Raw genomic sequence first — 12732 nt, 5'->3', positions numbered from 1 at the left:
GCGCCGTCGGCCACGGTTGTGGCGGGCCGTCGGCGCCGTTTGCCGCGTGCCGGCCCTTTGTCGCGCGCTGGTGTGTGCTCGCGCACTCGGTCAGCAGGAAAGATCTGCGGCGGTGGGCGTGGCGTAGGCTTCCCGGGGTAATCGGCTCGGGTGCGGCGGGTGCGGGCGGCGCGCGTGGGGCGGCGGTATGCCGGCCCGTGTACCGTGCAGGGAAGGGGCATGCCGGCTCCGGCGGCGGGTAGCATCGGCCGCCGCAGGACGGTGGTGGGGACGACGACAGCGACACGGAGGCGGCGGTGCGCGAGCTGAGCGTGGTCGGGGTTCGGGTGGAGCTTCCCACCAACCAGCCGATCGTTTTGCTCAGAGAGGTCGAGGGCGACCGTTACCTGGCGATCTGGATCGGTGCGGTCGAGGCAACCGCGATCGCCTACGAGCAGCAGGGGGTCAAACCGGCCCGCCCGCTGACCCACGATCTGCTTCGGGACATCCTCGCCGCGTTGGAGGCGCCGTTGCGCGCCGTGGAGATTGTCGAATTGAAGGACAATGTCTTCTATGCCGACCTGCTGATCGGTGACGGGCTGCGGGTGTCGGCCCGGCCGAGTGATTCGATCGCCCTGGCGTTGCGGGTCGGTGCGCCGATTCGTTGTGCGGAGCAGGTGCTCTCCGAGGCGGGCATCATCATTCCGGACGAGCAGGAGGACGAGGTGGAGAAGTTCCGGGAGTTCCTGGAGCAGGTCCGCCCGGAGGACTTCGCCGGCTGAGTGCCGGCCCCGCATGTGCCGGGTCGCCGTGACTACTGGTTCGTCCGGGTACGCGGGGGGTGATCGCCGAGGTGCGGCGTGTCGCGGCAAATCCTGCGAGGTAAGCCTTCAGCCGGGCTATAGGGTTGGGCCTGTCGAGGGGTGCACGTCCCGGAAACGACGTGTCACCGCACGGGCGGGGAGGTTGTCCGATGCATGAGCCACAGGACCCTGATCCGGGTACATCTGGTTACCGGCGCGGTGAGGACCAGCGTCACGTCGAAGGGCATGGTCGGGTAGCGGAGGATCACCCGGTCGACGATGTCGCGATAGAGGACGGCGCGGTCGGTTACCGGGGTGTGACCGCGTGTTCGGCGGTCGGTATCAGCTATCGGCAGTTGGACTACTGGGCGCGTACGACGCTGGTGGTGCCGAGTGTGCGGGATGCGTCGGGTTCGGGTACGCAGCGGCTCTACTCGTTCCGCGACCTGGTGGTGCTCAAGGTGGTGAAGCGGCTCCTCGACGCGGGGGTGTCGTTGCAGAACATTCGGCGGGCCATTGAGACGCTGCGTTCGCGCGGGGTGGCGGATCTGGCCGGTATCACGTTGATCTCCGACGGTACGACGGTCTACGAGTGCCGGTCTCCGGAGGAGGTCGTCGACCTGTTGCAGGGTGGGCAGGGCGTGTTCGGGATCGCCATCGGCGGCGCGTTCAAGGAGATCCAGGGGTCGCTGTCGCATCTGCCGGCTGAGCCGGCGGGGGAGCCGATGCCGGTCGGTACGTCCCCGGAGCCGGTGGCGTCGGATGCCGGTGACGAGTTGGCGGCCCGTCGGGCTCGTCGCCGGGCGGGCTGAGGCGGCGCGGTTTACCGTCCGCGCGGCCTGCTGTGCCGGGCCTGTCGGCTGCCATGATCGTCACCGCATAATGGGTGGTATGCCAGCTGCGCTGCCGGAGTCTCCCGGTCCCGTCCCGATTGTCCGCTCCGGTGGTCGCCGCCGTTGGTGGCGGCGGTTGATTGTCGCCGCGGTGGTCGTGGCGCTCCTGTTGCCGGTCTCGGTGGTCGGCAGTGTGCTCTGGGTACGTCAGTCGGCGGAGGACCACGTCTACGATCTGGCCGGGGTGCCGGCGGCGCCGGTCGCGTTGGTGTTGGGTGCGCAGGTCAATCCGGACGGGACGCCGTCGGCGTTCCTGGCGGCGCGGCTGGGGTTGGCCAAGGAGCTGCTCGACGCCGGCAAGGTGCGGGCGATCCTGGTCTCCGGGGACCATGGCCGGTGGGAGTACGACGAGCCGGGGGCGATGCGTCGCTGGTTGGTCGACCGGGGTGTGCCGGCCCGTCAGGTGGTCGAGGACCATGCGGGTTTCGACACCTACGACTCGTGTCTGCGGGCTCGCCGGGTCTTCGGTGTCGATCGCACCATTGTCGTCACCCAGAGTTTCCATATCGCGCGGGCGGTGACGGTGTGCCGGCGGGTCGGTGTGGATGCGGTGGGTGTCGGTGACGATTCCGTGCGCCGGTTCGAACGGGCCTGGAACTGGGGTGGGTTCCGGGAGAACTTCGCGGCGGTGAAAGCGGCGTACGACGTGTTGACCGGCCGGGATCCGGTGTTTCTCGGTCCGCCCGAGTCGGGTGTCCGGGATGCGTTGGGTGGTTGAGTCGTCGATGGGGTTCCGGGATTTGCGGGATTGCAGTCCACTGGGGATGATGACCGCGCGCGACGGAATGGCATCGATGAGCGCCGAACAATCTGGGTACGGATGACACCGTTTCGGGTCGGATGACACAGAACGGGTGGGCGCGGTAGTGTCCCTCGTCGGCGATCCGCCCCCTGGGTCGGCAACCTGTGCCACGCCCCTCAACGCCGCGCGACCCCTCTCGCGCCGGAAGGAAGACCGTGACGGAACCAGAAGACAGCGCCGTGTCCTCGGGCGGCGCCAGCACCCCCAGCAACGGATCGGCTGCCCGCCCCTCGCACTATGCGCGGATCGGCGGGGCGGAGTCGGTGAAGGCCGCGGTGGGGCTGTTCTACGACCGGGTGCTCGCCGACGCCGAGCTGGCCCCGTACTTCTCCGCCATCAACATGGAGGAGCAGCGGCGGCATATGGTGTTGATGCTGACGGTGGTGCTCGGCGGCCCGAACAACTACGCCGGCCGTGGACTGGCCGAGGCGCACCAGCCGCTGGACATCCCGGACGAGCACTTCGCCCGGGTCGGCGCGCATCTGCTGGACACGCTGACCGAGCTCGGTGTGCCGGCGGACATCCTCGACGACGTGCGGGCAACCCTGGTATCGGTCCGTGACCAGGTAGTGTCGAGCGGTTCCTCGGCGGGCGTTTGACCGTGGACGTAGCCCGTCTCAAGCAGAGCTGGCACCTGGTCGCCGGGCACGGCGATCAGGTGCCGCTCTTCTTCTACTCGACTCTCTTCCTCGCCCATCCCGAGGTCCGGCAGATGTTCCCGACGAACATGGCGGGGCAGCGGGACCGGTTGGTCACCGCGCTCGGGCATGTCGTCTCCAATGTGGACCAGGTGGACCAGCTGGTCGGGTTCCTCCAGTCGCTGGGCGCGGACCACCGCAAGTTCGCGGTCCGGGCGGAGCACTATCCGGCGGTCGGCGAGGCGTTGCTGGCCACCCTGGCGCACTTTCTCGGCGAGCACTGGACCGAGGACCTCGCCCAGGACTGGACGGCGGCGTACGGGCTGGTCGCGAAGGTGATGTCCGACGGTGCCAGCGCGGCCGAGAACGTCAGCCCGCCGTGGTGGGTCGGCGAGGTCGTCGCGCACGAACCCCGTACCTTCGACATCGCGGTGCTGACCCTGCGTCCGCAGTACCTGTTGCCGTTCGAGCCGGGTCAGTCGATCGGGGTGTCGAGTCCGCAGACCCGGGCCTGGCGGTACTACTCGCCGGCGAACGCCGCGCGCAGTGACGGGACGATCGAGTTGCACGTCCGGGCGGTTCCCGGTGGCGCGGTGAGCTCCCGGTTGGTCTACGCCACGAACGTCGGCGACCAGCTGCATCTGGCGGCCCCGCTGGGGGAGCGCCTGACGTTGCGCCGGGCCGGGGCCGGTGACCTGTTGCTGCTTGCCGGTGGCACCGGGTGGGGGCCGTTGAAGTCGCTGGTGGAGCAGGTGGCGGCGGAGGGCGGTGGCCGGCGGGTCGACGTGTACGTCGGCGCCCGGTCGCGGACCGAGTTCTACGACGTCGACGCGATCGAGAAGTTGGTGGCGTCGTACCCGTGGTTGCGGGTGACGTACGTGGTCAATGGCGACCCGTCGCGTCCAGGGGAGTTCACCTCGGTGGTGGACCGCGCGATGGCCGACGGTGACTGGCGTGGCCGGCACGTCTTCGCCTGTGGTTCGGACGTGATGGTCTCGAGCGCGGTCAGTGGGCTGACCCAGGCCGGTTACCACACCGGGCAGTTGCACTACGAGGCGTTGGGTGGGCAGTGGTACGCGCCCGGGCAACGGGTCGGTGACGTGCAGGAGCAGAGGGCGGCAGATGGAGGTACGCAGTGAGCGCCAGCCCGATCAGCGAGTACAACCGCGCGACGGCGGTGAGCGGTTCGGGGCAGCGGGTCCGGATCACCGCGGACCGGGTCCGGCGGTGGGAGTTCACGACGTCCTCGTTCACCCGGCGGGGTTACGACGACCGGGACGTCGACCGGTTCCGTCATCAGGTGGCCGACGAGTTTGACCTGCTGGCGACGCAGATCGCCGACCTGCGGGCCGAGAACCAGCGGCTGCACGACCATGTGGAGCTGCATCGGCACGGGGTGTTGCCCAGTGCCAGCAGCCGTCCGCAGTTGCCGGGGGCCAAGGAGGTCAACCTGCTGTCGGCGGCGCAGCGGGAGGCAGAGCAGATCATCGCCCAGGCGCACGACTACGCCCGCCGGGTCGCCGAGTACGCCAGGGTGCAGTACGAGAACTATCTGCGGGCGGCCGCCGAGGATGCCCGCAACGAGGCGGAGAAGGCGGTGCAGGACTACCGGGCGTCGGCGGGGTCGAACTTCGACGACACGATCGCGACCCGGGAGGCGTTGAAGATCTTCGGCGAGATGATGATCTCGCACATGCAGGCGGCGGCCCGGCATCTGGACGACGGCAGCGAGCATCTGGCCCGGACCATGGACCGGATCGCCCGCGAGGCAGGTCCGGGGGTGGCCGGCCCGCAGGGTCCGGTCCGGCAGGCGTTGTCGCCGCGTCCGGAGGCTCCGCGCCAGATGTGAGGCACCGTCCTGGTCCGTCGGCGTGGCCGGGTGGGAACTCTGGAGTGTGGTGTCGGCCGGCGACCATCCGGTCGCCGGCCGCTGGGTCGACAACCACGGTCGCAACGAGTCGGTGTGGGTTTTCAGGTACGTACACAGCGGACTGGGACCCGGACGGATCTAGCGCGGCGCCGCCAAGGTCCGGTAGAACATGTCGACGCCTTGTCGGCACGCGACGTACCGGGGGATCGATGACGCCTGCGCTGGAAATCAACGGGTTGACCAAACGGTTCGGCGAGAAGCTGGCCGTCGACGCGATCGACCTGCGGGTGCCCCAGGGCTCGTTCTACGGGCTCGTCGGGCAGAACGGTGCCGGCAAGACCACCACCCTCTCGATGGCCGTGGGCCTGCTGCGGCCCGACGGCGGCACCGCCCGCATCTTCGGTGCCGACGTCTGGTCCGCCCCCGACGAGGCCAAAGCGCTCGTCGGGGTACTGCCCGACGGGCTCGCCATGCCGGAGCGGCTGACCGGCCGCGAGGTACTCACGTTCCTCGGCCTGCTGCGCGGGATGCCGCGCGACGAGGTACTGCGTCGGGCCGACGAGTTGCTCGACGTGCTGGAGTTGTCCGGAGCCGACGGCACGCTGGTTATCGAGTACTCGACCGGCATGCGTAAGAAGATCGGCCTGGCGACCGCGCTGCTGCACGCGCCTCGGCTGCTCGTGCTCGACGAGCCGTTCGAGGCGGTCGACCCGGTCTCGGCCGCCACGATCAAGACGATCCTGCGCGGCTTCGTCCGGGGCGGCGGCTCCATCGTGCTCTCCAGCCACGTGATGGCGCTGGTCGAGCAGCTCTGCGACCATGTCGCCGTGGTCGACGCCGGGCGGGTGGCCGCGGCGGGCACGCTTGACGAGGTACGCGGGTCGCGGTCGCTGGAGGACACGTTCGTCGCCCTGGTCGGCGGCGAGGACGGCGGGATCAAGGAGCTGTCGTGGCTGTCGCACTGACGATGGCGGCGATGAAGGTCGCGGCCCTGCGCCACGCCCTGCGCGGGGAACGGGCCCAGACCGCCGGCATCGGTGCGGTGCTGGGAATCGTGCTCGCCGGCGGCACGATCTATCTCGCGGTCCGCGACCTGGACCTGCTCGCCGCCGCGTACGCGGTCTGGCTGTTGGGCTGGCTCCTCGGCCCGGTCTTCATGGGCGGCGGTGACGAGACGCTCCGCCCGGAGTACTTCGCTCTGCTGGGCCTGCCGCCGCGTCGTCTTGCGGTCGGACTGCTGGCGGCGGCGTTCGTCGGCCTGCCGCCGCTGGTCAGCCTGACCGCCCTGCTCGGGCTGGTCGTCGTCGGGGCGCGGCTCGGCCTGGTCGCGGCGCTGGTCGCGGTTCCGGCGATGCTGTTGCAGTTGGCCGTGTTCGTGTTGCTGTCCAAGGTGGCCGTCGGGCTGGTCGGGCTGGCGCTGCGCAGCCGGCTGGGCGCGATCAGCACCGGTGTGCTCAACGGCGCGATCCTGGCCGGGCTCGGGCAGATCTGGGTCGTCTTCCTGGCCCTGGGGCAGACCGGGGTGCCACCGCTCGTCCGGTACCTGCCATCCGGCTGGGGACTACTGGCGGTGCGCGGGTCGTGGTGGGCCTTCGGCGCGTTGGCCGGGCTGATCGTGCTGCTGCTGCTCGCGTGGGCGGCGCTGCTGCGATGGCGGGTCGGCGTGACCCGGACGTCGGGGCGGGCCCGGCGGCCGTTCCTCGCGCGCACCGCCGACGGGGCGATCGTGGCCAAGGAGCTGCGGACCTCGTCGCGTGACCTGGTGCGGACCTACCAGTTCACGTTCGCGTTCACATACGGTGTCTGCTTCGCCGCGAGCCCGCTGCTTCTGGGGTGGAACGGGATGCTGCCGTACGCGGGCCCGGTCTTCATCGTGATGGCGGCCGCGATGGCGGCCAACGTCTACGGCACCGACGGCACGGCGCTGTGGCTGACGGTGATGACGCCGGGCGCCTCGGACGTGCGCGGGCGGCAGGTCGCGTGGCTCGCGACGCACGCCCCGGTGGCGGTGCTGCTGACCGTGGTCTGCACGGCGATCACCGGTGGCCCGTGGCCGCTGATCCTCGCCCTGCTGCCGGCGCTGCTCGGCGGCGCGGCGGGTCTGGTCCCGCTGATCTCCGTCTACGGTCTGGTGCCGGGCACCGACCCGCACAAGCGGGCGAACAATCCGCTGCGGACCAGCGAAGACGAGGGAAGCCTGACCGGCCAGGCGTACCTGGCGCTCGCCCTGGTCGTCGCGACCGCGCTACCGGCGGGTTTCGTGGCGATCCGGTTCGGCTGGGCCGGGGTGATCGTCGGGGTGGCGACGGGCGTGCTGTGCTGGTGGGGTTTCGGGCGGCTGGCCTCGGCCCGGCTCCGGGAGCGCGGGCCGGAACTGTTGTCCACCATGCGTACCGGCCGCTCGACCGGCGGGACGATGCAGTCGCGGTTCACGGAGCTTTCCAAACCCCGCAAGGTGGTGGCGTGGTGGTGCTTCGGCTTCGCCGCGATCCCGCTGATCCCCCAGGGCATCCTGGCCACGGTGTTCGTGAGCCGCGACATGCTGCACCACACGTGGTTCCTCGCCACCTACATGCCGCCGGGCCTGCGCTACCCGGTGGCGCTGGGCTTCGCCATCCTCGGTCTCGCGATGTACGCGCTCGGCACGTGGATCGTCCTGCCGCCCCGGCAACCCGCCACCACGGAATAGCCGGCCGGTCCAGCTGTACTCGCGCCGGCACTCCAGCGTGACCAGCTCACATGCCTGATCGTGAGCGATCTGAGTCGCAGAGGATCGGCGACCCGCTCGGCTGGCCCGGCCCGGGACGGCCGTGGGGTGGTTCCGGTCGCCGGGGCCGGGCGGTGAAGTCAGGCCCCGGTCAGGTGGCTCTCGATCTCCGCGAGTTCGGCGTCGGTGAGGTCGAGGTTGTCCAGCGCCGCCACGTTGGTCTCCAGTTGGGCGACGCTGCTCGCGCCGATGATCAGGCTGGTCATCCGGTTGTCGCGCAGCGCCCAGGCCAGGGCCAGTTGGGCCAGCGACTGTCCCCGTCGGGCGGCGATCGCGTTCAGCGCGCGGACGGTCGCCATCGTCGTCTCGTCGAGGTCGGTCTCGTCGAGGAAGACGCTGGTACGGACCCGGGAGTCGGCCGGGATCCCGTCGAGGTAGCGGTCGGTCAGCAGGCCCTGGGCCAACGGGCTGTAGGCGATGCAGCCGGCGCCGGCCTGTTCGAGGGTGTCCAGCAGCCCGTCCGGCTCGATCCACCGGTTGATCATCGAGTACGACGGCTGGTGGATCAGCAGCGGCGTGCCGAGTTCGGCCAGGATGGCGGCGGCCCGTTCGGTCTGGGCCGAGTCGTAGTTGGACAGTCCGACGTACAGGGCCTTGCCGGCGCGTACGACGGCGTCCAGGGCACCCATGGTCTCTTCCAGCGGGGTGTCCGGGTCGGGCCGGTGGTGGTAGAAGATGTCGACGTAGTCGAGTCCCATCCGGCGCAGCGACTGGTCCAGCGACGAGACGAGGTACTTGCGGGAGCCCCACTCACCGTACGGGCCGGGCCACATGTGGTAGCCGGCCTTGGTCGAGATGACCATCTCATCGCGGTACGGGGCGAGGTCGGCGGCCAGCACCTGGCCGAAGTTCCGTTCGGCCGAACCGGGCGGTGGCCCGTAGTTGTTGGCCAGGTCGAAGTGTGTCACCCCGAGGTCGAAGGCCCGGCGGCAGATCTGCCGCTGCTGCTGCCACGGGCGTTCCTCGCCGAAGTTGTGCCAGAGGCCGAGCGAGATCGCGGGCAGCCGGAGGCCGCTGCGGCCGGCCCGGCGGTAGGTCATCGAGTCGTAGCGGTCGTCCGCGGCAACGTAGGTCACGTCGTCACCTTATTGATCCGCTCCGGCCGTGTCGCATCCGCCCGGGAGTTCGCCCAGGGCCGTAGCCTGGCGGTGTGCACCCCGTAGGCGGCACCGCGTGGTTCCGGTGTTCCGTCGCTCACGGTCAGGCTGTTTTCAGCTGACCGGCGGGGACGATCCGTGGTACTGATCGTTACGCATCAGGTCGCCGAAGGCGTCGACCTTGCTTCCCAGCGGGGTCGGCACCGTCGAAAGGGACGTCATGGCATACCTGGAACACCGACCGGTCGGGCCGGCCGAGGCGCTCGACGAGCTGCTGGCCGGTAACGAGCGGTTCGTCACCGGTACCCGGATCCATCCGCACCAGGACGCCGAGCACCGGTCCGTGGTGGCCGCCGCGCAACGGCCGTTCGCCGTCGTGTTCGGCTGTTCGGATTCCCGACTCGCCGCTGAGATCATCTTTGACCGGGGCCTGGGCGACCTGTTCGTGGTGCGGACCGCGGGGCACATCGTCGGCGCCGAGGTGACCGCCAGCATCGAGTACGGCGTCGTGGTGCTCGGCGCGCCGCTGGTCGTCGTCCTCGGCCACGACACCTGCGGCGCCATCCAGGCCACCCACGCGGCGCTGAGCGGTACCCGGCTGCCGGGCCGTGACCTGGGCGCGATCGTCGAGCGGGTCGCCCCCAGCATCGAGGACGCGCGGTCCCGACAGATCACCGACGACGAGGGCGTCGCCGGCGTCCACATCCAGCACACCATCGACACGATCACGGCCCCGGGCACCGAACTGGCCGAGGCGGTGGCCGCGGGCCGGTGCGACGTGGTCGGGATGTTCTACCGGCTGGCCGACGGCCGGATCACGGTCACCGTCTCCGGCGCCGCACCCGCCGACCACTAGACCGACGCGGGCCGGCGACGTTCAGGGCTGCCGCAGCCAGCACCGGGCCATGTGCCCGGCGGCGACGTCGAACTCCGGCACCGGGGTGCGGCAGACGTCCATCGCGGCGGGGCAGCGGTCCCGGAACAGGCAGCCGGTGTCGGTGGTCGAGGGCTGCTGCCCGCCGCGCAGCGCCCGCATGCCGCCGGGGGTCACCGTGCGGGGGCTGCCCGGGTCGGGCGCGGCCGAGGCCAGCAACTGGGTGTACGGATGCGCCGGGCGCAGGATCACCTCGTCGCTGGGACCGGACTCGACCACCTGTCCCCGGTACAGCACCATGATCGACGAGGCGAAGTAGCGGGCGGTGGCCAGGTCGTGGGTCACGTACAGGACCGCAAGTTCCTCCTCCCGCTTGAGCCGGTCGATCAGGTTGAGGATCTCCAGCCGGATCGACACGTCCAGCATCGACACCGGCTCGTCGGCGAGCAGGATCCGGGGCCGGGGCGCGAGCGCGCGGGCGATCGCGACCCGCTGCCGCTGCCCGCCGGACAGCTCGTGCGGCAGCCGGTGGGCCACCTGGTCGGCCGGGGTGAGATTGACCCGGGTCAGCAGGTCGCGTACGGCGGCGCGGATCTCGCCGGGGCCGCGGGCCACCCCGTGCAGCCGCAGTGGCCGGCGCAGGTGGTACTCCACCGTGTGTGCGGGGTTCAGCGATCCGAACGGGTCCTGGAACACCATCTGCACGTCGCGCCGGTAGCGGCGTACCGCCCGCCGGTCCGCCCGCACCGGCATCCCGTCGAGCCGGATCTGGCCACCGGTCGGCGTCGTCAGCCGGACCAGCATCCGGGCGATCGTCGACTTGCCGCTGCCGCTCTCGCCGACCAGCGCGACCGTCTGCCCGGACCGCAGTTCGAAGGAGACGTCGTCGACCGCGCGCAGCGTCCGGCGCCGCCGCCCGTCACGCAGCGGGAAGTGTTTACTCAGATGGTCGACGGTCAGCGTGGTCATCCGGCCCTGCCTCTGGTTCGTCAACTGTCGCCGCCGGTGGCGGGTCGGGTTCGGGTTCGGGGTCGAACCGGCCGGCCCGCAGTGCCGGCGGTGGACCGTCGGGCCGCAGCGCCGGGTCGTAGTGCAGGCAGGCGACCTGGCTGGTCGCCGGGCCGGTACCGGCCGGTCGCAGGGCCGGGTCGATCCGGTGGCAGGCGTCGAGGACGTACGGGCAGCGGGCCGTGAACGGGCAGCCGGGCGGGGGCCGGGACAGGTCCGGCGGGGTTCCCGGGATGCCGTGCAGGACCGTCCTCGGGCCGCGCAGGCTCGGAAACGAGCGCAGCAGGCCGACGGTGTACGGGTGGTGCGCGGCGGTGTGGATGTCGGCGGCGCGACCGTACTCGACGATCCGGCCGCCGTACATGACGGCCAGCCGGTCGCTGATCTCCAGCAGCAGGGACAGGTCGTGGGTGATGAACACGACCGCGAAACCGAACCGGGCCCGCAGCCGGTCGACCTCCTCCAGGATGTCGCGTTGCACGACGACGTCGAGCGCGGTGGTCGGCTCGTCCATCACGAGCACGTCGGGTCGCAGCGCCATCGCCATCGCGATCAGCACCCGTTGGCGCATCCCGCCGGAGAGTTCGTGCGGGTACGACGAGAGCCGCTCGGGACCGATGCCGACGAGGTCGAGCAGTTCCCGGCAGCGCTCCTCGCGCTCGCGGCGGCGCAGTTCGGGGCGGTGCGCGGTGAAGACGTCGGCGAGTTGCCGGCGTACCGACAGCACCGGGTTGAGGGCGTTCATCGCGCCCTGGAAGACCATCGCGACCCGGTTCCACCGGAACCGGCGCAGGTGCTCGCCGTGCAGTGTCGACAGGTCGACCGGGGGGCCGTCGTCGGGGTGGAAGACGACCTCGCCGGAGACGAGCCGGCCCGGCGGTTTGAGCAGCCGGGTCATCGCGTACGCGAGGGTGGACTTGCCGCAGCCGCTCTCCCCGGCGATGCCGAGCACCTCGCCCCGGGCCAGGTCGAAGCTGACGTCCCGGACGGCCTGTACCGGTGTCGGGCCGTCGTAGACGACGTTCAGGCCGCGTACCGACAGCACGGTGTCGCCGGCCGGCGCCGGCCCGACCGTCATCGGGCACGTCCGGTCCGGCGGTCGCGGCGGGCGACCCGCAGCCGGGGGTTGATCAGCTCGTCGAGACTGAAGTTGATCAACGCGAGTCCGGCGCCGACCAGGGCGATGGCCAGCCCGGGTGGCACGAACCACCACCAGGCGCCCAGGGAGAGGGCCTGCGAGTTCTGCGCGAAGTAGAGCATGGTGCCCCAGGAGCCGGCGCCGCCGAGGCCGAGGAAGGCGAGGGCGGCCTCGGTGAGGATGCCGCCGATGACGGCGAAGACGAACTGGGCGGCGATCAGCGGCAGCAGGTTGGGCAGGATCTCGAAGGTGATGATCCGCCAGCCGGGTTCGCCGCTGACCCGCGCCGCGTCGACGTAGTCGCGTGAGCGCAGCGACAGGGTCTGGGCCCGCAGCACCCGGGCCGAGCCGGCCCAGGCGGTGATCGAGACGATCAGCGCGATGGCCAGCGCCCCCCGGGTCTGCACGTAGTCGGTGATCAGGACCACCAGCGGCAGTCCGGGTAGCACCAGGAAGACGTTGCTGAACAGGGAGAGTCCCTCGTCGGTGTGGCCGCCGGCGTAGCCTCCGACGACGCCGACCAGCACCGAGACCACGGTGGCGAGGACACCGACGACGAGTCCGACGACCATCGAGCCGCGGGTGGCGACGACCAGTTGCCGGAACACGTCCTGGCCGGTGTTGGTGGTGCCGAGCAGGTGCGCGGCGGACGGCCCGAGCAGCCGGTCGTCGCTGACCAGCTGCGGGTCGCCGACCAGCAGTGGGCCGACGACGGCGACCAGGCCGAAGAACCCGACGATGCCGAGTCCGGTCACCAGCTTGCGGGAGTGCAGCAGGCCACGCCAGCGGGGTCGGCCGGTCGGCACCACCACGCCGGGTACCACCTCGCCGGTGACGTCGTGCTGGGTCTCGATGGTCGCCAT

The 12732-nt window shown here is 70.9% G+C and carries 13 protein-coding genes; 9 read left to right on the top strand and 4 right to left on the bottom strand.

Annotated elements, in window-relative coordinates; all coding sequences use genetic code 11:
- The first annotated feature begins 296 nt into the window (after window positions 1-296).
- The 8 genes from H4W31_RS30520 (at window position 297) to H4W31_RS30485 (ending at window position 7674) form a co-directional block, all read left to right on the top strand.
- Window positions 297-761: a bifunctional nuclease family protein gene (locus H4W31_RS30520; protein ID WP_192769788.1), complete on the top strand. Its 465-nt coding sequence runs from the start codon at window positions 297-299 to the stop codon at window positions 759-761.
- Between the two features lie 191 nt (window positions 762-952).
- Window positions 953-1594 carry a MerR family transcriptional regulator gene (locus H4W31_RS30515; RefSeq protein ID WP_225945759.1) on the top strand — a complete coding sequence of 214 codons (642 nt, stop codon included), beginning with the start codon at window positions 953-955 and terminating at the stop codon, window positions 1592-1594.
- A 157-nt stretch (window positions 1595-1751) separates the two neighbouring features.
- Complete coding sequence (locus H4W31_RS30510; protein ID WP_318783489.1) at window positions 1752-2393, top strand: SanA/YdcF family protein; 642 nt, start codon at window positions 1752-1754, stop codon at window positions 2391-2393.
- Window positions 2394-2632: 239 nt separating this feature from the next.
- The gene (locus H4W31_RS30505) at window positions 2633-3076 is read left to right on the top strand and encodes a group I truncated hemoglobin (RefSeq protein WP_318783488.1); all 444 of its coding nucleotides are present in this window, start codon (window positions 2633-2635) and stop codon (window positions 3074-3076) included.
- A gap of 2 nt (window positions 3077-3078) precedes the next feature.
- The gene (locus tag H4W31_RS30500; RefSeq protein WP_192769786.1) at window positions 3079-4254 is read left to right on the top strand and encodes a globin domain-containing protein; all 1176 of its coding nucleotides are present in this window, start codon (window positions 3079-3081) and stop codon (window positions 4252-4254) included.
- Window positions 4251-4964 carry a DivIVA domain-containing protein gene (locus H4W31_RS30495; protein ID WP_192769785.1) on the top strand — a complete coding sequence of 238 codons (714 nt, stop codon included), beginning with the start codon at window positions 4251-4253 and terminating at the stop codon, window positions 4962-4964. Before H4W31_RS30500 ends, H4W31_RS30495 begins: the two co-directional genes overlap by 4 nt.
- 230 nt (window positions 4965-5194) lie before the next feature.
- Window positions 5195-5950, top strand: a complete 756-nt coding sequence (locus tag H4W31_RS30490; RefSeq protein WP_192769784.1) for an ABC transporter ATP-binding protein — start codon at window positions 5195-5197, stop codon at window positions 5948-5950.
- A complete protein-coding gene (locus H4W31_RS30485) occupies window positions 5935-7674 on the top strand; it encodes a GumC domain-containing protein (RefSeq protein WP_192769783.1) in 1740 nt (579 codons plus the stop codon). Before H4W31_RS30490 ends, H4W31_RS30485 begins: the two co-directional genes overlap by 16 nt.
- Before the next feature lie 158 nt (window positions 7675-7832).
- Here H4W31_RS30485 and mgrA read toward each other — a convergent pair whose 3' ends face one another.
- A complete protein-coding gene (mgrA, locus tag H4W31_RS30480) occupies window positions 7833-8828 on the bottom strand; it encodes an L-glyceraldehyde 3-phosphate reductase (protein WP_192769782.1) in 996 nt (331 codons plus the stop codon).
- Window positions 8829-9069: 241 nt separating this feature from the next.
- On the opposite strand from mgrA, the gene H4W31_RS30475 reads away from it, so the two are divergent.
- On the top strand, window positions 9070-9705 hold the full coding sequence (locus tag H4W31_RS30475; RefSeq protein ID WP_192769781.1) for a carbonic anhydrase: 636 nt from the start codon (window positions 9070-9072) through the stop codon (window positions 9703-9705).
- A 21-nt stretch (window positions 9706-9726) separates the two neighbouring features.
- On the opposite strand, the gene H4W31_RS30470 is transcribed toward H4W31_RS30475, so the two are convergent.
- The 3 genes from H4W31_RS30470 to H4W31_RS30460 are packed head-to-tail and all read right to left on the bottom strand — an operon-like array spanning window position 9727 to window position 12732.
- Window positions 9727-10692 carry an ABC transporter ATP-binding protein gene (locus tag H4W31_RS30470; protein WP_192769780.1) on the bottom strand — a complete coding sequence of 322 codons (966 nt, stop codon included), beginning with the start codon at window positions 10690-10692 and terminating at the stop codon, window positions 9727-9729.
- Window positions 10661-11809 (bottom strand): ABC transporter ATP-binding protein, encoded by a 1149-nt coding sequence (locus H4W31_RS30465; RefSeq protein ID WP_192769779.1) that lies wholly within the window; start codon window positions 11807-11809, stop codon window positions 10661-10663. The genes H4W31_RS30470 and H4W31_RS30465 overlap by 32 nt, the downstream gene beginning before the upstream one ends.
- On the bottom strand, window positions 11806-12732 hold the full coding sequence (locus H4W31_RS30460) for an ABC transporter permease (RefSeq protein WP_192769778.1): 927 nt from the start codon (window positions 12730-12732) through the stop codon (window positions 11806-11808). Before H4W31_RS30460 ends, H4W31_RS30465 begins: the two co-directional genes overlap by 4 nt.

The organism is Plantactinospora soyae, assembly GCF_014874095.1.
Classification (GTDB): Bacteria; Actinomycetota; Actinomycetes; order Mycobacteriales; family Micromonosporaceae; genus Plantactinospora; species Plantactinospora soyae.
This window is presented reverse-complemented; position numbering and strand designations above follow the sequence as displayed.

Excerpts from the sequence above, each read along its gene's own strand:
- H4W31_RS30515 (WP_225945759.1), top strand. The coding sequence starts at position 953 with ATGCATGAGCCACAGGACCCTGATCCGGGTACATCTGGTTACCGGCGC.
- H4W31_RS30490 (WP_192769784.1), top strand. The coding sequence starts at position 5,195 with ATGACGCCTGCGCTGGAAATCAACGGGTTGACCAAACGGTTCGGCGAG.
- H4W31_RS30475 (WP_192769781.1), top strand. The coding sequence starts at position 9,070 with ATGGCATACCTGGAACACCGACCGGTCGGGCCGGCCGAGGCGCTCGAC.
- H4W31_RS30470 (WP_192769780.1), bottom strand. The coding sequence starts at position 10,692 with ATGACCACGCTGACCGTCGACCATCTGAGTAAACACTTCCCGCTGCGT.
- H4W31_RS30465 (WP_192769779.1), bottom strand. The coding sequence starts at position 11,809 with ATGACGGTCGGGCCGGCGCCGGCCGGCGACACCGTGCTGTCGGTACGC.
- H4W31_RS30460 (WP_192769778.1), bottom strand. The coding sequence starts at position 12,732 with ATGGCGACCATCGAGACCCAGCACGACGTCACCGGCGAGGTGGTACCC.